We start from the raw sequence: 17,571 nt of genomic DNA on the forward strand, positions 1-17,571 counted from the left end.
GGCCGGCTCTCTCCACCGTCGCCCTGGAAGGACGCCCGGGCAACCGGGCCCATCAGTGCGTTGGACTGCTCAGGACCATCGGGCTTCGTTGCTTGGTGTTCATGGCCGGATGGGTGGAGATGGCGCTGCGCCGATCAGTGAGAGGCGACCAGGTTGCCGATGACGGACAGCCCCGGGTGACGTGTTTGGAGCTCCGCCCGCGCGGTGCGGACGAGACGCTTCGCCCAGTAGTTCTGATCGACTTCCGACGGGACGCGGGTCGGTTCCGGCGCCAGGAGCGGCCATGCGTGCAGCAGGCGCAGGGTGAGCTTGCGCTTCTCCGCCTCGTCGGCGGCCCAGCGGGCAGCGGCAAGGCTCTCGGGTGAGCCGTCGAGGCCCACGCTGAGGGCTGGTTGCATGGCGGCGGCCTCCGTCCCGTAAGAAGCTGGAAATGACGGTGGATGACGGTGAACGAGTCCGATGGCGTGGATGGTCCGGACGTCGCCGACATGCCGAGTGGTGCGTTCTCCCATTCGAGAAGTACCCCAATCCCCTCCTCGGCGCATGTGGACCTGTGGAGGAGAGGGCCGGAGGTGCGGAATCCGGCACGAGAGGAGACAGGGGCGGTGACGATTCCCCTGGTGGTCGGCATCGACGGGTCCGAGGCGAGCCTGGATGCGGTGCACTGGGCCGCCGACGAGGCGGTCCGACACGGCGTGCCGCTCCACCTCCTGCACGCGGCGGCTGGGGACCGCGAGGCGTCCGACGTGATCGGCGCGGCCTCGGAACGTGCCAGGCAAGGTGCTCCCACGGTGCGGCTGTCGAGCGAGATGCTGCATGAGGACGCGGCCTCCGCCCTGGTCGAAAAGGGGCGCAACGCCTTCGCACTGGTGCTCGGGTCCAAGGGGCTCGGAGACCTCGCCGGGATGCTCCTGGGCTCGGTCAGCCTGGCCGTGGCCGCCCACGCCGACTGCCCGGTCGTCGTCGTGCGCGGTGGGGTGGAGCACCGAGACAGCCGGTTCGGGAACATCGTCGTCGGTGTCGAGGACGGGGAGGGCAGCGGTACGGCCCTGCAGTTCGCGTTCCGCGAGGCCCACGTGCGGCGCTGTCGGCTGGTGGCGGTACACGCCTGGAGTGCCCCGGTCGGGAGCCCCGGGCCTCCGGGCCTGCCCGGATACGCCCTCCAAGCCGTGCGGCGCCCGCCGGCGCAAGTGCTCGCTGAGGCGCTGCGCGACCCCGCGGACCGGTATCAGGACGTGCCGGTGAGCAGCGAGGTGGTGGAGGGCCCGGCACGACGTGCGCTCCTGGAAAGCGCGTCCAGCGCTGATCTGCTCGTCGTCGGGGCTCGCAGGAGGCATGGGCACATCGGTCTGCAGCTGGGCCTGGTCAACCACGCGCTGCTGCATCACGCGCCGTGTCCGATCGCGGTCGTTCCGCAGATATGACCGGGTGACGGGCGGGGTGGGCCGAGTGCTGGTCAGCAGAGACCTTCGGCCCCGTGACCGGATCCTGCCGCCCGTGGAAGGTGGTGAAGGAGGCAGACGCGGTTGGGGACGCACCAGCGACAGCTGGAGGCCAGACCATGAGCACACAGGATTCTCCGCACGCATCCGGTCCTGACCGACCGCACCAGGAGCAACACCCGCCCAAGGGCGCGAACCCACTGAGGCGTACGTCCGACCGTGTCGAAGCCTGGTGCTCCGGACTGCTGCTCCTGGTGCTCGCCCTCGGACTGCCGGTGGCTTCGGTGAGCGCGGGGCTGGCTGCCTACGAGTCCACGATGCGCACCGTCCAAGCCCAGTCCGCGGAACGGCACCTGACCACCGCACGAGTGACCTCTGCCCCGCAGGCAGCACCGGGCAGCGCGGCGGACGAGAAGCAGACGGTGCGGGTGAGCTGGACCGGGAAGGACGGCCGGCAGCGGACCGGAACCGCCCGCGTACCGCTGGACAAGATCGCGGGTCCGACCGTGCGGATCTGGGTGGACCGGGAAGGAACCGTTCAGGACCCGCCGATGCCCGCGAGCAAAGCGACGGCCACCGGCTGGCTGACGGGCGGCCTGACAGCGGTTGGCGTGTACGCCGGCTTCGTCGCTGGGCGAAAAGGTGTGCGTCTGGCGCTGAACCGCAGAAGGTACGCGCAGTGGGACGCCGAATGGGACCTGGTGGAGCCCCTGTGGTCCGCGCGGTTCCACGGGTGACAGGCCGGGGTCCTGGGGTGGCGTCCAGGAGGTGACGCTGATGTCCGATGCGACGACCACTGATCTGTACGAGGTCACGATGGCGATGTCGTACCTGAAGGAGGGATTGACCGGCCCGGTGACGTTCAGTCTCTTCGTCCGTGCCATGCCGCCCGACCGGGGGTTTCTGGTGGCTGCCGGTCTGGAGTCGTCGCTTGACTTCCTCTCCGGCTATCGGATCACCCCTGAGGACGTCGACACCTTCGCCTCGGCGCTGCACCGGCCTCCCCGCGATCTGGAGCCACTGCTCGGCATGGAGTTCACCGGCCAGGTCCGGGCGGTGCCGGAAGGGCGGATCGTTCTCGCGGGAGAACCGCTGCTGGAGGTGACCGCTCCGCTTCCACAGGCACAGCTGGTCGAAACGTACGTACTCAACCAGGTCAGCCACCAGACGACGATCGCCTCGAAGGCCGCCCGATGCGTCCTTGCCGCGGCGGGACACCCGGTCGTGGACTTCTCCCTTCGACGCACCCACGGCCCCCAGGCCGGTTTCCAGGCCGCACGACTGAGCGGCATGGTCGGCTTCGCCGGAACGAGCAACGTCGCCGCGGCCACCGCCGAAGGGCTGCCCGCCATCGGCACGATGGCCCACTCCTACATCGAGGCGTTCGGATCGGAGGAGGAAGCGTTCCGTGCCTTCGCCCGCTCGCACCCCGGCCCGCTGACGCTCCTGGTGGACACCTACGACACCGAGGAGGGCGTCCGTGTCGCGGCGCGTGTGCTGCGAGACCTCGACCACGCGGCCCGTGGGCCCGGCTCGGCAGTGCGGCTGGACAGCGGCGACCTCGGCGCCCTCGCCGTACGGGCGCGCGCCATCCTCGACTCCGCAGGGTTGCCGGACGTACGGATAGTCGCCAGCGGCGGTCTCGACGAGTACTCCGTGGACGAACTGGTTCGCTCCGGAGTGCCGATCGACGTCTACGCCGTGGGCACCCGTGTCGGGGTCTCGGCCGACGCCCCGTTCCTGGACTCCGCCTACAAGCTGGTCGAGTACGACGGACGGCCGGTGATGAAGCTCTCCTCGGCCAAGGTGACCGCTCCTGGGCAGAAGCAAGTGTTCCGTTGCCCCGGATACGGCGATGTGATCGGGCTGCGTGATGAGCAGCCGCCCGGGCAGGGCGTGCCTCTGCTGGTGACGGTGATGGAGAGGGGGAGGCGCACCGTCGAGCGCCCCACTTTGGGGGAGCGCGGGGAGAGGTTCGCTGCCGACCTGGCCGGGCTTCCGCCGGCGGCGCGTAGGATCCGGGCGCCCGTCGCGCCACGGGCGGTGACCTCCGGGCGACTGACCTCGCTCACCGAACAGGTCCGGCGCCGTATCGAAGACGAGGTCCTGGCCTCGGCCGCGGACCTGCGAAGCCGTGAGCGGAGCGCATCCGGATCACAGCGATCCGTACCGGGATGAGGAGGACCGTGATGCCGCATACCGTGGAATGGAAGGTCCGCCTCTACCTCTTCGAGGAAGAGGGAACGACCAAGGCGCGTGCGGTGCTGAACACCGGAACCGCCGAGTTGACCGGGCACGGTGCCGCACATCGCAACCCCACAGACATGGATGTGCCGGAGATCGGTGACGAGCTGGCGGCGGGCAGAGCGATGCAGGACCTCGGTCGGCAGCTGGTGGATGTCGCGGAGCGCGACATCGAGGGCGTGGCCGCGCCCGTGGCTGGGCGGAGTGCTCGGCCGGAGACCGGCTGGCCGCTGCCGGATGAGACACAAGGAGGATGACCGATGACGCTGCCTGTCCGTCGTAGCAGGGGTGCTCTCCCGGTATGGGACCCCTTCCGCGAACTCGAGGAACTGCACACCCGCATGGACCGTCTGATGCAGTCCGCCTTCCCCGGTGGCGGTGAACCGGGTACGGCCGGGGCGTGGGCGCCGCTGGCCGACATCGAGGACACCGAGGACGCGTACGTGGTGGAGCTGGAGCTTCCCGGCGTGGACAAGGACCAGATCACCGTCGAGGTCACGGAGTCCGAGCTCGACGTCCACGGCGAGATCAAGGAGAAGGAACACACCGGCGTGGTTCGGCGGCAGACCCGCCGCATCGGGCAGTTCGACTACCGCACAAGTCTGCCGCCCAACTCGGACACCGAACACGTCAGCGCCGAGCTGACCAACGGAGTGCTCAGCGTGCGCGTCCCGAAGGCCGAGAAGGCCAAACCGCATCGCATCGAGATCTCTGGCTGAGTAACACAAGGGTCACGTGCCGCCGCGGGAACCACGGGAGTCGTCTTCCCGGTACGCGATGTGCTCGGAGACCGAGACCACGCCGTCCACACTCCGGCACAGCCGCTCGATCACCGGGATCAGGATCTTGACCCCGACGGATCCACTCAAGGTGACCTGCCCCTTGCGCACCTCGACTGTCACCTCCGAGGCAGCAGGGCCCAGCGTCCCGCGCAGTATGTCTCCGGTGATCTCGTCGCGGATGGCGTCGTCACGGCGCAAGAAGATCCTCAACAGGTCACTGCGGCTCACGATGCCCTGCAGCCGGTCGGCCTCGTCCACCACGGGCAGCCGCTTGACGTTGTGGGCCGCCATGAGGCGAGCCGCCTCGATCACGGTCCACTCCGGACGCGCGCACACGGCGGGAGCGGACATCAGCTCCTCGGCTCTGGCCCCTTCGGCCTTGGCGCGCTCCCATGCCTCAAGATGAGGGATCGGTGTCAGGCCGGAGGGGTCGGTCTGGGCGGAGGACTTGCGTAGCAGGTCGGCCTCGGAGACCACGCCGATGGGGCGGTCGAGTTCGTCGACCACGGGCACGGCGGTGACATCGTTATCCGCGAGAAGCTTGACGATCTCCTTGAACGGCATGTCGCGCCGTGCGCGCACGACGTCTCGGGTCATGAGCTCTGCGACCGTACGGTGGTGCATGTCGCCTCTCCGTTTCTGGTGGAGACAACCAGTGATGTCCGTCCGGCTGTCCGGACCACCGGATGTCTCATCCCATGCGTAGGCACGCCGTGCGTGGCACGTTGGGATACAGCAGCATTCTCAGAAAACGGTGGCGATCATGCGAGCTCAACTCGGCGATCAACTCGTTGTCGAAAGCCCTGCCACCGGCGCCACCAGGCGCGATGGCGAGATTGTGGGACTCCACCATGCGGATGGCACGCCGCCCTACGACGTGCGCTGGTCGGACACGGACGAGGTGACGCTCGTCTTCCCCGGGCCCGACGCGCACATCCGTCACATTGAGCAAGGGCCCGGGAGCCCGCAGGCCCTTTCCCGGCCGACGACGCACGGGACCGGCGGGCAGCGGAGTACCAGGTCTGGAGGGACTCGGTCGGGAAGGGTGCCCAACCCCGGTGACATCGGCCGCCGCGTCGCTGCCGAGCGCGCACGCCAGGGACTTACCCGGGCCGAGACGGCCAGCCGCGCCGGAATGGCGCCGGAGTACCTGGCGTACCTCGAAGAACAACCGGCCGACCCGACCGTCGCCAGTCTCATCAACCTGGCCGGCGTGCTGGGAACCAGCGTCGCAGCCCTGCGCGGGGGCGGCATCGATCTGCCACCCGGCCGGGGCCAGGCGCTCCTGCGCCCTCGGCTGCGGGACCTCGGCCCTGATGAATGCCGCGCCCTGCTCTCCACGCACGGCGTGGGACGCGTCGCGGTATCGACACCGGACGGCCCGGCGGTGGTTCCGGTCAACTACGAGGTCGTCGATGACGCGATCGCGTTCCGGACTGCGCCGGACTCGGTCCCGGCGAGGGCCGTGGGATCGGAAGTCGCCTTTGAGGTCGACCATGTGGACGAGGCCATGAGCCAGGGATGGAGCGTGCTCGTTGTCGGACCCGCGCGGGTGGTCACCGAGCCCGACGCGGTGCGGAGGCTGGTCGATCGCGCCCACACCACGCCATGGCCGGGGGGTGCACGCGAGATGTGGGTGTCGATTGAGCCAACGCGCCTGACAGGACGCCGCATCAGTCCGGCCGAGAAGTAGGCGAGAGGCCTGGACACGGTTCCCTCTGGGGCAAGGGTGGCCCGTGGCTCACTGCGCGCCCTCCGGTCGGGCCGGAGTGGCGGACTCGCCGGTGAGATGGGGCTCGACGTCCACGACACCCTCCACGGCGCGCACCAGGCGCACGGCGACCGAGATGAGTGAGGTGTCGCGGATGTGCCCGCGGAGGGTGACGACTCCCTCGTGCACGTTCACGTGGATGGCGTGGCTGAAGGCCGGGAAGAGGTAGGCCACCACAGTGCGGCGGACCTCCTCCTCGATGTCCTCGTCCGACCGCAGGAAGACCTTCAGCAGATCGGCACGGCTGACAATGCCCTGGAGCATGCCCTCGTCGTCGATCACAGGCAGCCGCTTGACCCGCCGGACGGCCATGATCCTGGCCGCCTGGGCCAAGGTCACGTCAGCGTGGACCGTGATCGCGGGGGTACTCATGAGGTCCTCCGCCGTCACCGCTCCCGCCTTGGCGACGTCGGACAGACGCCCGCGTTGCTCGTAGAGGCTCGGGTCGGTGTCGCGGAACTCCTCCTTGGGCAGCAGGTCGGCTTCGGAGACGACGCCGATGACGCGCCCTTCACCTTCCAGGACCGGCATGGCACTGACTTTCCACTGCTCCATGGTCCGGACGATCTCCTTGAAGGGCGCGTCGCGTCCGACAGCCACGACCGTCTGGGTCATCACATCGCTCACGATGTGTGGGGTCTCAGGCATTTCCAGCCACCTCGTCTCGCCTCGTCAGGGCACCTCGCCCGCGCCGTGGGGTGCGTACAGGTCGAGCAGGCGCACCCGGGCGGACCTGAGCCGGCGTGCGAGCACGCCGGCGACGTAGGTGCACAGCTCGTGGTCCAGCCCCGAGTCCTTCGCGCACATCTCGCGGACCGCCGCCGCGTCGAACTCGTAGGCACGCACCGGGCTGCCGGCCTCGGCCCCCAGATGCCAGTGATAGGGAGGGACCAGCCAGGACCAGCCCAGCAGTCTTCCGGCACCGAGGGTCTCGATGACCGCTGCTTGCCGGCCGGGCACGTGAAGGTCGAGAGCGACCGTGCCCGTATGAATGATCCAGAAGCGGTCGGCCTTTCCGCCCTCGTTGAAGATGCGCTCGCCCGTCGCGAACGACACCTCACGAGCGAGCGACATGAGCTGCTCGCGATGCTCCTCGGTCAGGGCGCCGAAAACGCCGGGCCTCGTCACCACTATGGCCTTCCCTTCTCCATGGCCTCGAAGGTGGAGGGCGGGTTTCGTATCCGGTCACGGACGTCTCACCGTGCGGGGCCGTGGTCTTCGTGGTCGTGTCGGCGACCGGGGGCATACCCAGCGCTGTGCTCTTCCCGGCCGTATGACTCCACCATCGCCGCAAACCGGCGCGGTGCAACCGGGACCGAGGTCTGCTCTCCAGCCGATCCGCGTGTCACGAAGTCGGTCCACGTGTCGCGATGGGCCCAGGCCGGTGCGACGGTATTCACAGGAGGTCCCGCGGTTGCCGGTCAGGAAGGCGGTGGCAATTGATGGAGCTCCCGCTCGTCGTGGGTGTCGACGGATCGGATTCCAGCCTGCAGGCCGTGGACTGGGCGGCGGACGAGGCGGCACGCCACGGGTTGCCGTTGCGGCTCGTCCACGCCTCCCTGTGGGAGCGGTACGAAGGAGGCCGCCCGTCCTTCACCACTGACCGTCCGTCCGAAGAGATCATGGCGGAGCACATCGCCGCGTCCTGCGCGGAACGCGCCCAGCTCCGCAACCCGGATCTGAAGGTGTCGAGTGAGGTGCTGCCCGACGACGCGGTGTCCGTGTTGCTGAACGCGGGCCATGAGTCCTTTGCCCTGGTCACGGGCTCTCGCGGCCGCAGCGAACTCGCCGGGATGCTGCTGGGGTCGGTCAGCCTCGCCGTGGCCGCCCGTGCCGTGTGCCCGGTCATCGTGGTCCGCGGCGGGGAACGGAACCGGCAGGGCTCCTTCGGCCGGGTGGTGCTCGGAGTCGGCGATTCCACCGAGGGCTCGACCGCCGTACGGTTCGCCTTTCACGAGGCCGAGGTGCGCGGCGGCGCTCTGGATGCCGTACGGGTCTGGCGCTACCCCGCCCATGAGTACGTGGACCAACCGCTACTCGAGGTCGCCGCAAGTGTCCACGAGGAACGGGCCTCCACCCTCCTCACCGACCAACTGCGCGACGCCGCCCGGGATCACCCGCAGGTCGACGTACGCCGCCAATCGGTCGAGGGTCCCGCTCACAAGGTCCTCCTGCATGCGTCGGGCGACGCCGACCTGATCGTTGTGGGTGCACTGCGGCGGCACGGCCACTTCGGTCTGCAACTCGGCAGGGTCGCCCACGCGCTGCTGCATCACGCCGAGTGCCCGGTGGCCGTTGTCCCGCAGCGAGCCTGAACTCCCGCACGTGTGGTGATGGGAGAGGGGGAGGCCGACAGATGTCGGAGTGGACCTGGGAGTACGACGGGTACGACCCCGATGCCGAGCGGCTGCGCGAATCGTTGTGCACCCTCGGCAACGGCTACTTCGCCACGCGTGGCGCCGTGCCCGAATGCAGAGCGGGCCTGGTGCACTGTCCGGCCACCTACGCGGCCGGGGTGTACAATCGCCTGGAGTCGACCGTGGCAGGGCGCCAGGTGGTGAACGAGGACCTGGTGAACCTCCCGAACTGGCTGCTGCTGCGGTTCCGTATCCGCTCCGCCGACGGATCGGCCGGTCCGTGGTTCTCTCCCGACGTGCGGCAGCCGTTCGACTGCCGGCACACCTTGGACCTGCGCCGTGCCACGCTGACGCGCACGTTCTGGTTCCGGGACGGCGAGGCGGGCGTGGTGAAGGTGGAACAGGTCCGCCTGGTGCACATGGCGGATCCTCACCTGGCCGCGTTGCGGACCGTGTTCACCACCGAGGGTTGGTCGGGGGAGATCGAGGTCGAGTCCGTCCTGGACGGCGACGTGACCAACAGCAACGTGCACCGCTACCGGTCCCTCAGCCGCAACCACCTGGCCCATGTGCGCACCGGGACGGCGGGGGACGCCACTACGTGGCTGCAGTGCCGCACCAGCGCCTCCTACGTCGGTGTCGGTATGGCGGCCCGTACAGTCGCCATGGGGCAGTCGCCGACATCGTCGGACCTGCGTCCCTCTCGCCGCCGAGCCGCGCATCGGCTGGTGATACCGATCGCTCCGCGCCGGCCCGCCGTTGTCGAGAAAACCGTGGCCCTGCACACCTCACGTGATGTGGCGATCAGCGACCCGCTCGGGGCGGCGCTCGACCGGGTGACCGCGGCTCCCGGCTTCTCGGCGCTGCTGGACTCCCACGTGGCGGCGTGGGCGCGGTTGTGGCGGCGCGCGGACGTGCAGGTGCCCGGGGAGGCGGGCCGCGTTCTGCGCCTGCATCTGTTCCATGTGCTGCAGACGTTGTCGCCTCACACCACGGAGCTGGATGTTGGGGTGCCGGCCCGTGGGCTGCACGGCGAGGCGTACCGGGGCCATGTCTTCTGGGACGAGCTGTTCGTGCTGCCGTATCTCAACCTGCACTTCCCGGAGGTCTCGCGGGCGCTGCTGAACTACCGCCACCGGCGCCTGCCGCCGGCGTGCCGCGCGGCCCACGCGGCGGGCAGGGCAGGGGCCATGTACCCGTGGCAGTCCGGCAGTGACGGGCGCGAGGAGACCCAGCAGCTGCATCTCAATCCCCGCTCGGGCCGCTGGCTGCTGGACAACTCCCGGCTCCAGCACCACGTCGGCTCCGCCATCGCCTACAACGTGTGGCAGTACTGCGAAGCGACCGGCGACACCGAGTACCTGCACACCAAGGGCGCGGAGATGCTGCTGCAGATCGCCCGCTTCTGGGCGGACACCGCGGAGTTCGCTGCTGACCTCGGCCGCTACCGCATCCGCGGTGTGGTCGGCCCCGACGAATACCACGACAGCTATCCGGATGCCGTCGGCCCGGGCCTCGACGACAACGCGTACACCAACGTGACTGCCGCATGGGTGCTCACTCGCGCCCTGGACCTGGTGCGGCGCCTGCCCGTGTGGCGGCGGCAGGAGCTGTTCGAGCGTATTGAGCTGGACAGCGGCGAACTCCCGAAGTGGGAGGAGACCTCCCGGCGGTTGCGGGTGCCGTTCCATCAGGGCGTCATCAGCCAGTTCGACGGCTACGGTGACCTCGCCGAACTGGACTGGGACGCCTACCGCGCCCGCTACGACAGCATCCGGCGGCTGGACCGGATTCTCGAGGCGGAGGGCGACACGGTCAACCGCTACCAAGCCTCCAAGCAGGCCGACGTTCTGATGCTCGGCTACCTCTTCTCACCTGCCGAGCTGCGGGACCTCTTCCACCGCCTCGGCTATGACATGGACGACGAGCTCTGGCGCAGGACCGTCGACTACTACCTCAAGCGCACCAGCCACGGCTCCACCCTCAGCGGCCTCGTCCACGCCTGGGTCCTCGCGCGGGTCAGACAGACCGAGGCGTGGACGTACTGCCAGGAAGCCCTGAAAGCGGATGTCGCCGACCTCCAGGGCGGCACGACCGGTGAAGGCATCCACCTCGGTGCCATGGCCGGCACCCTGGACCTGGTGCAGCGTGGCCTGACCGGCCTGGAGACCCGCGAGGACGCCCTCCGGCTGGACCCGGTGCCGCTTCCGGCACTGTCGGAGTACGGGTTTTCACTGCGCTACCGCGGCCACTGGGGCGTCAGCGTACGGCTGCGGAGCGGACAGTTGGGGATCGGTGTGCCCGACTCGGAGGAGTCACCGATCCGTGTGGTCCTGCCCGACCGGGCCGTGACCGTCGCACCGGGGGAGACCTGCACGCTTGTGCTGCCGGCGAGCTGATCCGCGTGGCGGACCGGAAGAAACGTGACGGCTGGTCAGGAATTCCGGGAGCGCGGCGGTTCGGAGCCTCGCGGCGGCGCCGTCGGCCTAGGCTCCGGAAGCGGGGTTCCGCTACAGGCGCGCCGCAGGCGACAGGGTCGTGGGAGACGTGGATGAAGTGGGTGGTCTCGCTGGTCGGCGCCGGGCTGGTCATGGTCACCCTGCGGGACCTGTTCCACACGCTCTGGCACCCCACCCGCCACGGTGGTTTGAGTCGTCTCGTCATGACGGCGCTGTGGCGACTGGCCCGGCGCTTCCGTGGGCGCAGGCGTGTGGTCGGGCTCGTCGGGCCGCTCGCCATGGTGACGGTGGTGGGCATGTGGGCCGCCACCGTCATCCTCGGCTGGGCCATCGTCTACTGGCCCCACATGCCCGGGGCGTTCACCTTCTCGCCCGGTTCCAAGGCGGCGCAGGAGCCGGCGCTGCTCGACTCCGTGTACCTGTCGCTCGTCACGGTGGCCACCTTGGGGCTGGGGGACATCGCACCCGGCGAGGGCTGGCTCCGGCTGGTCTCACCGTTGGAGGCCCTCGTCGGCTTCGCCCTCCTCACGGCCACGGTCTCCTGGGTACTGGAGATCTACCCGGCGCTGACCCGCCGGAGGGTCCTGGCCATCCGGCTGGCGCTGCTGCGCGACGCGGACCCGTCGACCGAGCAGATCGACTGCACTGCGGGGGCGTTGCTGCTGGACAGCCTGGCCACCGAGGTCGTACGCGTTCGTATCGACTTCACCCAGTACGCCGAGGCGTACTACTTCCACGACGGGGAGGACCACTCGTCGCTGGCGGCCATGGTCGGCTACGCCGACGCCCTTGCCCAGCGCGGACAGGCAGGGCGGCGGCCGGAGGCGCGACTGGCCGGTGACCTGCTCGCCGGTGCGTTGAAAGACCTTGCCGCCATCCTCGACCAGCGTTTCCTCCATACGGGCGGAACACCGACGGAAGTGCTCGCCGCGTATGCCGCCGACCACGGCCGCAGCCGCGCGCAGCCCTGAGCAAGGGGGCACTCTGAGAGGGCAGAGCGCCGTCGCTCGGGGCGGTGGCCGGGTACACGACAGGAGCGGCTGATGCCACCCAACGCTCGGAGCTGTCCGGACGCGGCTCCGCCACGGGCGTGAACCCGCACGGAAGCAGCCGGAGGTCCGCTGGGGAGGCCAACCGGCTCCCGGGTACGACTCCTGCCACGGGGCTGTCGTCGTACGAGGCCGCGCGGCGGCTCGCGCTCCACGGGCCCAACGAAGTCCCCGCAGAGCCGCGGGCCCCGGTGTGGCGGCGGGTGCTGCAGCAGCTGCGCGACCCACTGATCCTCGTGCTGCTCGTGGCCGCCGCCCTGACGATCGCCACCGGCGATCTCTCCGACGCCGCAGTGATCCTGCTCGTGATCACCGTTAACACCGTGGTCGGCGTCGTACAGGAAGTACGCGCGGAACAGGCGGTCACGGCCCTGTCCGCCATGAGTGCCCCCGCCGCCAGGGTGGTGCGGGACGGTGAGGAACGTTCCGTCCCGGCAACCGAGGTGGTGCCGGGCGACCTGGTCCTGCTGGCCGAGGGGGAGATCGTCCCCGCGGATGCAGACGTGCAGGCCGCGGCGTTGCTCCTGGCGGACGAGTCCTCGCTGACGGGCGAGTCCGTCCCGGCGGAGAAGGCGCCCGACAGCGACCCGGCGCGCGGTGCGGTGTCGGCGGGCACGGTCATTGTCCGCGGCCGTGGCCGCGCCGTGGTCACCGCCACCGGGGCCGACAGCGCGCTCGGCCGGATCGCTTCCCTGATGGGCGCCGCGCCCGGCCTGACTCCGCTGCAACACCGCCTGGCGAGGTTCGGCCGGACGCTGGCGGCTGTCACCGTGGCGCTGTGCGCGGTGGTGCTCGCTCTCGGGCTGGTGCGCGGACAGCCCGTGGAGCTGATGATCGTGGCGGCGATCAGCCTCGCTGTCGCCGCCGTTCCGGAGTCCCTTCCCGCCGTGGTGACGCTCGCTCTCGCTCTGGGAGCACGGCGCATGGCGGACCGCCACGCCATCGTCCGCAGACTGCCCGCGGTGGAGACCCTGGGCTCGGTGACCGTGATCGCCACCGACAAGACCGGCACTCTGACCGAGGGCCGGATGGCCGCCGAGCAACTGTGGACGTCACTCGGCGAGGCAGCGGTCGTGGGGACCGGCTACGACCCCGAGGGCCGGATCGTCCGCGACGGCGAGACGGTGACCCCGGGCAACGCACCCGACCTGGCGGCGCTCCTGCGGGCCGCGATGCTGTGCAACGACGCGGCGCTGGAGCCCCCGTCGGACCACTCCCCGGACTGGAGCGCTCTCGGCGATCCCACCGAGGCCGCCCTGCTGGTGGCCGGAGCCCGCCTCGGGCTGGACCGGGCGGCGCTGGACCGCGAACTGCCGCGCCTGGAGGAGATCCCGTTCGACAGCGACCGCAAGCGCATGACCACCGTGCACCGCCGCCCGGAGGGCGGAGTGCGGGTCGCGTGCAAAGGAGCGCCGGAATCCATGCTCCGGCCGGAGACCCTGTCCGACGGTCCTGAGGTAGTCGCCCGAGCGGCCGCACAGGCGGAGGCGCTCGCACGCCGCGGGTACCGGGTGCTCGCCGTCGCCTCGGCCGACCACGAGGACACGGCGCAACGGCCCCCGACCTGGGAGTCGGGCCTGTCGCTCCTCGGCCTCGTCGGCATCCTGGACCCGCCCCGCAGCGCGTCCGAACCGACGATCACCGCCTGCAAACGGGCCGGCGTCGTCCCCGTACTCATCACTGGCGACCATCCGCTGACCGCACGGGCCGTGGCCGACCGCCTCGGCATCGCCTCCAGCGACGAGGAGGTCACCACCGGCGATCGGATCAGGGAAGGAACAGCGGGTGATCTGACGGGCGTACGGGTCTACGCCCGGACCACGCCCGAGCAGAAGCTGGACATCGTCCAGGCGTGGCGCGGGGCCAGGCACGTGGTGGCGATGACTGGAGACGGCGTCAACGACGGCCCGGCCCTGCGTCAGGCCGACATCGGCGTCGCCATGGGCCGGCGCGGCACCGAGGTAGCCCGCCAGGCGGCCGATCTGGTGCTCGCCGACGACAACCCGGCCACGATCGTGTCCGCCGTCGAGGAGGGACGCCGGGTCTACGCGAACGTACGCCGGTTCCTGCTCTACGCGCTCGCCGGGGGCACCGCGGAGATTCTGGTCATGCTCCTCGGCCCCTTCCTGGGGATGCCGCTGCCGCTGCTGCCCGCGCAGATCCTGTGGATCAACCTGCTCACGCACGGCGTGCCAGGCGTCGCTCTCGGCGCGGAACCCGTCGACCCGCACACGATGCGCCACCCGCCCCGGCCCCCGGAGGAGAGCGTGCTGGGCGCCGGCCTGTGGCCACGGATCCTGTTCATGGGGGCCTTCGTCGCCACCGTGACCCTCGTGGTCGGCGTCTGGGCCCGGGAGACCGGACGCCCCTGGCAGTCCATGATCTTCCTGGTGCTCGGGGCGACCCAGCTCGGCGTGGCCCTCGGCTCCCGGGCCCGCCCGGGCAGCCTGGCCAACCCATTCCTGCTGGTCGCCGTGGGCGCGGCACTGAGCCTCCAGGTCGCCGGCGTCTATCTGCCGCCCCTGCGGGACCTGTTGGGTACGGAGCCGGTTCGGCCCACCGATCTGGCGATCGCCGCAGTGCTGTCCGGCTTCGGGCATGTCGTGATGCGTCTCCAGGCGCGGCTGAGACCGGAACGCCCGCCGAAGTCGGTGCCTACCGGGGCAGCCCCAGGGACCTTGAGTGACGTGGGCGCCTGTTCCCGGCATGCGCACGGGAGGTGAGGAATCCACACTGGTCTGGAGGAGGAGTACCGGCCCGGGTGGGCCAGGCTCCGTGGCTCTTCCCGCGTGGACAGCGACGCTCGAAGGAGACGATCATGACCACTGCCCGGGAGATCATGCACGCCGGCGCCACCTGCATCCAGGAGGACGAGACGCTTCAGGACGCGGCGCGCAAGATGAAGGAACTGGACGTCGGAGCCCTCCCGATCTGCGGACCCGACGACCGGCTCCACGGGATCATCACCGACCGCGACATCGTGGTGAAGTGTCTCGCCAAGGGCAAGGACCCCAGGACCGTGACCGCGGGCCAGCTGGAGCAGGGCAAGCCGATCACGATCGACGCCCAAGCCGATGCCGCCCAGGTCCTTCAGACCATGGAGGAGCACAAGATCCGCCGGCTGCCGGTCATCGACAATCACCGCCTCGTCGGCCTGATCAGCGAGGCGGACCTCGCCCGTCACCTGCCCGAGGACCAGGTGGGCCATTTCGTCGAGGCCATCTCCGCGGCTCCCTGACCGACGACTCATCGGTCGTCGGCCTGCGGCCCTTGAGACCGGAGGTCTCATACCGTCATGGCGAGTCGGTCGCGGTCGATGCTGCTCTTGCGGATCTTCGTCGAGCCATGGGTTCAGGAGGTCATGATGGGACGTCTCGATGAGCGCGTGGCGATCGTCACCGGTGGAGCCAGAGGGATCGGCGCCGCTGTGGTACGTCTGCTCGCGGCCGAGGGCGCGGCCGTGGTGGTCGCCGACGTCCTCGATGCCGAGGGGGAGAAGCTGGCGGCGGAACTCGGTGGCCCGGCCCCCTACGCGCACCTGGACGTCAGCACCGAGGACGGCCGGCAGACGGTGGTGGCGGAGACGGAGCGGGAACTGGCCCGTCTCGGTGCTGGTCAACAACGCCGGCATCCTCGCGTGGGGAACCATCGAGGAACAGAGCCTCGAATCCTTCCGGCGGGTCATCGACGTCAACCTCCAGGGCACCTGGCTGGGCATGCGTATGACTGCACCCTCTCTTCGCCGGGTCGACGGAGGCGTGATCGTGAACATCTCCTCCATCGCCGGCATCACCGGCTACGCCGGCATCGGATCGTATGTGGCCAGCAATTGGGCGCTGCGCGGGCTGACCAAGGCCGCGGCACTGGAACTGGCGCCGGACGGGATCCGTGTCTGCTCGGTCCACCCCGGTGCGGTGCGCACCGCGATGACGGCCGACTTCGACGACTCGTTCACGGCCGGACAGCCCCTCCCACGGTTCGGGGAGCCCGAGGAGGTCGCCCGTATGGTGCTCTTCATCGTCACCGACGCCACCTTCTCGACCGGCGTGGAGTTCGTCCTGGACGGCGGGGTCACCGCCGGCCCACCGACCGTCCTGACTCCAGCCCGCTGACCGGACACCTGGCGAGGTGTGCCACCCCGTGACTCCCGTGTCCAAGGCCCGGGCCGCCGCTTCCGCAGCGGTCGCCTTGGCGCTGCACGGCTTGGTCCTGCGGCCGATGATGCTGACCTGGGGCGCGACTCGCGAAGAGGCTGCGCGTTCCTATCCCGGGGATGAGCTCATCCCCGGTGCCGACAGCAGCTCGACCATGGCCACGACCCTGCCCGCGCCGCCTTCGGAGGTCTGGCCGTGGCTGGCGCAGATGGGGTGTGACCGCGGCGGCTGGTACAGCTGGGACCGGCTGGACAACGGTGGACGACCGAGCGCTGATCGGATCGTCGGCGAGTGGCAGGGCCTGGAGCCGGGACAGCGGCTTGCGTCGGTGCCCAGCGGCCGCGCCTGGTTCACCGTCGCGGTACTCGTACCGGAACGGACCCTGGTGCTGCGGGCCGACACGCGACTGCCGTCCGGCAGCCCGATCGACGCGTTCCATGGCCCGCCGCCTGTCGCGTTCGTCAGTTCGGTGTGGGGCTTCCACCTCGAACCGGCCGGCGCGGACACCCGCCTTGTCGTCCGCACGCACGGTCGAAGCCGCCCGCGCGTGCTCACGAGGCCGATGGACGTGTTGTTCTGGGAACCCGCCCACTTCATCATGCAGACCCGCCAGTTCCACAACCTGCGCGCGCGGCTCGCCCGGGCCGCGTGACCACATGCTCCCGGGAGGCTGCGATGAGTGCCGACTCGACCGTCGATCCCGCCGGTGAACCGCTGCTGCTGGACGGTGCGCTGCCCGAGTTCGCGTTCTCCCGACTCGAATGCGTGGCACTCGCCGCGGCACCGCCCGTCGCCTACGAGGCCGCGCGCGGGCTGGACCTCCTCACCATCCACTCGCCGCTGCTCAACGCGGCCGTGTGGGCGCGCGGACTGCCTGAACGGTTCCGCGGCCGGTCCATGCCGACCCCGCCGTCGCTGCGGGTGGCCGACCTGTTCGACACCGCCGGTGAAGCCTGGGAAGGTCAGCCCTGGGTGGCGCTGGGCGAGGATCCGGGACGTGAGCTCGTCTTCGGGGCGGTCGGGAAGCCGTGGCGGGCCTCCATCGAGTGGCGGCGCGTCGAACCGGAGCACTTCACGTCGTTCGACGAGGCCGGCTGGGCGAAGATGGCGGCCGCCTTCGTGGTTCATCCGTACGGCACCCGGCGATCCCTGCTCACCTACGAGGCGCGTACCGCCTGCACGGACCCGGCATCCACCGCCCGCTTCGGCCGCTACTGGACGCTCGTCTCCCCCGGCATCGGCGTCGTTCTGCGCGGGACCCTCCGAGCGGTCAGGGCGGCGGCGGAGCAGGTGTCCAGACAGCCCAGCTAGTG

The 17,571-nt window shown here is 70.1% G+C and carries 16 protein-coding genes and 2 pseudogenes; 14 read left to right on the forward strand and 4 right to left on the reverse strand.

Features of this window, described 5'->3' with window-relative positions; all coding sequences use genetic code 11:
- Positions 1 to 143: 143 nt before the first annotated feature.
- Positions 144 to 398: pseudogene (locus tag FE633_RS37500) on the reverse strand (universal stress protein); the annotation flags it as partial.
- 207 nt (positions 399 to 605) lie between these two features.
- Here FE633_RS37500 and FE633_RS37505 point away from each other — a divergent pair.
- The 5 genes from FE633_RS37505 (at position 606) to FE633_RS37525 (ending at position 4,405) form a co-directional block, all read left to right on the forward strand.
- Entirely contained in the window at positions 606 to 1,424 is an 819-nt protein-coding gene (locus FE633_RS37505) for a universal stress protein (RefSeq protein ID WP_138049630.1), read from the forward strand.
- 137 nt (positions 1,425 to 1,561) lie between these two features.
- Entirely contained in the window at positions 1,562 to 2,179 is a 618-nt protein-coding gene (locus tag FE633_RS37510; RefSeq protein ID WP_138049631.1) for an Rv1733c family protein, read from the forward strand.
- Positions 2,180 to 2,219: 40 nt separating this feature from the next.
- Entirely contained in the window at positions 2,220 to 3,620 is a 1,401-nt protein-coding gene (locus FE633_RS37515) for a nicotinate phosphoribosyltransferase (RefSeq protein ID WP_138049632.1), read from the forward strand.
- A gap of 11 nt (positions 3,621 to 3,631) precedes the next feature.
- The gene (locus FE633_RS37520; protein ID WP_138049633.1) at positions 3,632 to 3,943 is read left to right on the forward strand and encodes a DUF1876 domain-containing protein; all 312 of its coding nucleotides are present in this window, start codon (positions 3,632 to 3,634) and stop codon (positions 3,941 to 3,943) included.
- A 3-nt stretch (positions 3,944 to 3,946) separates the two neighbouring features.
- The gene (locus FE633_RS37525; RefSeq protein ID WP_138049634.1) at positions 3,947 to 4,405 is read left to right on the forward strand and encodes an Hsp20/alpha crystallin family protein; all 459 of its coding nucleotides are present in this window, start codon (positions 3,947 to 3,949) and stop codon (positions 4,403 to 4,405) included.
- Between the two features lie 12 nt (positions 4,406 to 4,417).
- On the opposite strand, the gene FE633_RS37530 is transcribed toward FE633_RS37525, so the two are convergent.
- Positions 4,418 to 5,092 (reverse strand): CBS domain-containing protein, encoded by a 675-nt coding sequence (locus tag FE633_RS37530; protein WP_138049635.1) that lies wholly within the window; start codon positions 5,090 to 5,092, stop codon positions 4,418 to 4,420.
- Between the two features lie 139 nt (positions 5,093 to 5,231).
- Here FE633_RS37530 and FE633_RS37535 point away from each other — a divergent pair, with 139 nt between their 5' ends.
- Entirely contained in the window at positions 5,232 to 6,161 is a 930-nt protein-coding gene (locus FE633_RS37535; protein ID WP_138049636.1) for a pyridoxamine 5'-phosphate oxidase family protein, read from the forward strand.
- Positions 6,162 to 6,209: 48 nt separating this feature from the next.
- Here the strand turns inward: FE633_RS37535 and FE633_RS37540 are convergent, their stop codons facing one another.
- Positions 6,210 to 6,887: a CBS domain-containing protein gene (locus FE633_RS37540; protein WP_138049637.1), complete on the reverse strand. Its 678-nt coding sequence runs from the start codon at positions 6,885 to 6,887 to the stop codon at positions 6,210 to 6,212.
- Between the two features lie 24 nt (positions 6,888 to 6,911).
- Positions 6,912 to 7,367: a Crp/Fnr family transcriptional regulator gene (locus FE633_RS37545; protein ID WP_171060287.1), complete on the reverse strand. Its 456-nt coding sequence runs from the start codon at positions 7,365 to 7,367 to the stop codon at positions 6,912 to 6,914.
- Between the two features lie 314 nt (positions 7,368 to 7,681).
- Between FE633_RS37545 and FE633_RS37550 the strand changes: the two genes are divergently transcribed.
- From FE633_RS37550 to FE633_RS37585, 8 genes and pseudogenes are all read left to right on the forward strand, one after another.
- The gene (locus FE633_RS37550; protein WP_138049638.1) at positions 7,682 to 8,554 is read left to right on the forward strand and encodes a universal stress protein; all 873 of its coding nucleotides are present in this window, start codon (positions 7,682 to 7,684) and stop codon (positions 8,552 to 8,554) included.
- A 41-nt stretch (positions 8,555 to 8,595) separates the two neighbouring features.
- A complete protein-coding gene (locus FE633_RS37555; protein ID WP_138049639.1) occupies positions 8,596 to 10,995 on the forward strand; it encodes a glycoside hydrolase family 65 protein in 2,400 nt (799 codons plus the stop codon).
- Positions 10,996 to 11,147: 152 nt separating this feature from the next.
- Positions 11,148 to 12,026 (forward strand): potassium channel family protein, encoded by an 879-nt coding sequence (locus FE633_RS37560; protein WP_138049640.1) that lies wholly within the window; start codon positions 11,148 to 11,150, stop codon positions 12,024 to 12,026.
- 44 nt (positions 12,027 to 12,070) lie between these two features.
- Positions 12,071 to 14,827 (forward strand): cation-translocating P-type ATPase, encoded by a 2,757-nt coding sequence (locus tag FE633_RS37565; protein ID WP_246114009.1) that lies wholly within the window; start codon positions 12,071 to 12,073, stop codon positions 14,825 to 14,827.
- 95 nt (positions 14,828 to 14,922) lie between these two features.
- Positions 14,923 to 15,342, forward strand: coding sequence for a CBS domain-containing protein (locus FE633_RS37570; protein WP_138049641.1), 420 nt, complete (start codon positions 14,923 to 14,925; stop codon positions 15,340 to 15,342).
- A gap of 126 nt (positions 15,343 to 15,468) precedes the next feature.
- A pseudogene (locus tag FE633_RS37575) lies at positions 15,469 to 16,216 on the forward strand (SDR family oxidoreductase).
- 28 nt (positions 16,217 to 16,244) lie between these two features.
- A complete protein-coding gene (locus FE633_RS37580) occupies positions 16,245 to 16,910 on the forward strand; it encodes a hypothetical protein (protein ID WP_138049642.1) in 666 nt (221 codons plus the stop codon).
- Positions 16,911 to 16,933: 23 nt separating this feature from the next.
- Entirely contained in the window at positions 16,934 to 17,569 is a 636-nt protein-coding gene (locus FE633_RS37585) for a hypothetical protein (protein ID WP_138049643.1), read from the forward strand.
- Positions 17,570 to 17,571 lie beyond the last annotated feature (2 nt).

It is taken from the genome of Streptomyces montanus (assembly GCF_005786655.1).
In the GTDB taxonomy this organism is placed as follows: Bacteria; Actinomycetota; Actinomycetes; order Streptomycetales; family Streptomycetaceae; genus Streptomyces; species Streptomyces sporangiiformans.

What these genes read in the sequence shown, in the direction of transcription:
- FE633_RS37510 (WP_138049631.1), top strand. Translation starts at nt 1,562, where the DNA reads ATGAGCACACAGGATTCTCCGCACGCATCCGGTCCTGACCGACCGCAC.
- FE633_RS37515 (WP_138049632.1), top strand. Translation starts at nt 2,220, where the DNA reads ATGTCCGATGCGACGACCACTGATCTGTACGAGGTCACGATGGCGATG.
- FE633_RS37520 (WP_138049633.1), top strand. Translation starts at nt 3,632, where the DNA reads ATGCCGCATACCGTGGAATGGAAGGTCCGCCTCTACCTCTTCGAGGAA.
- FE633_RS37525 (WP_138049634.1), top strand. Translation starts at nt 3,947, where the DNA reads ATGACGCTGCCTGTCCGTCGTAGCAGGGGTGCTCTCCCGGTATGGGAC.
- FE633_RS37530 (WP_138049635.1), bottom strand. Translation starts at nt 5,092, where the DNA reads ATGCACCACCGTACGGTCGCAGAGCTCATGACCCGAGACGTCGTGCGC.
- FE633_RS37535 (WP_138049636.1), top strand. Translation starts at nt 5,232, where the DNA reads ATGCGAGCTCAACTCGGCGATCAACTCGTTGTCGAAAGCCCTGCCACC.
- FE633_RS37540 (WP_138049637.1), bottom strand. Translation starts at nt 6,887, where the DNA reads ATGCCTGAGACCCCACACATCGTGAGCGATGTGATGACCCAGACGGTC.
- FE633_RS37550 (WP_138049638.1), top strand. Translation starts at nt 7,682, where the DNA reads ATGGAGCTCCCGCTCGTCGTGGGTGTCGACGGATCGGATTCCAGCCTG.
- FE633_RS37555 (WP_138049639.1), top strand. Translation starts at nt 8,596, where the DNA reads ATGTCGGAGTGGACCTGGGAGTACGACGGGTACGACCCCGATGCCGAG.
- FE633_RS37560 (WP_138049640.1), top strand. Translation starts at nt 11,148, where the DNA reads ATGAAGTGGGTGGTCTCGCTGGTCGGCGCCGGGCTGGTCATGGTCACC.
- FE633_RS37570 (WP_138049641.1), top strand. Translation starts at nt 14,923, where the DNA reads ATGACCACTGCCCGGGAGATCATGCACGCCGGCGCCACCTGCATCCAG.
- FE633_RS37585 (WP_138049643.1), top strand. Translation starts at nt 16,934, where the DNA reads ATGAGTGCCGACTCGACCGTCGATCCCGCCGGTGAACCGCTGCTGCTG.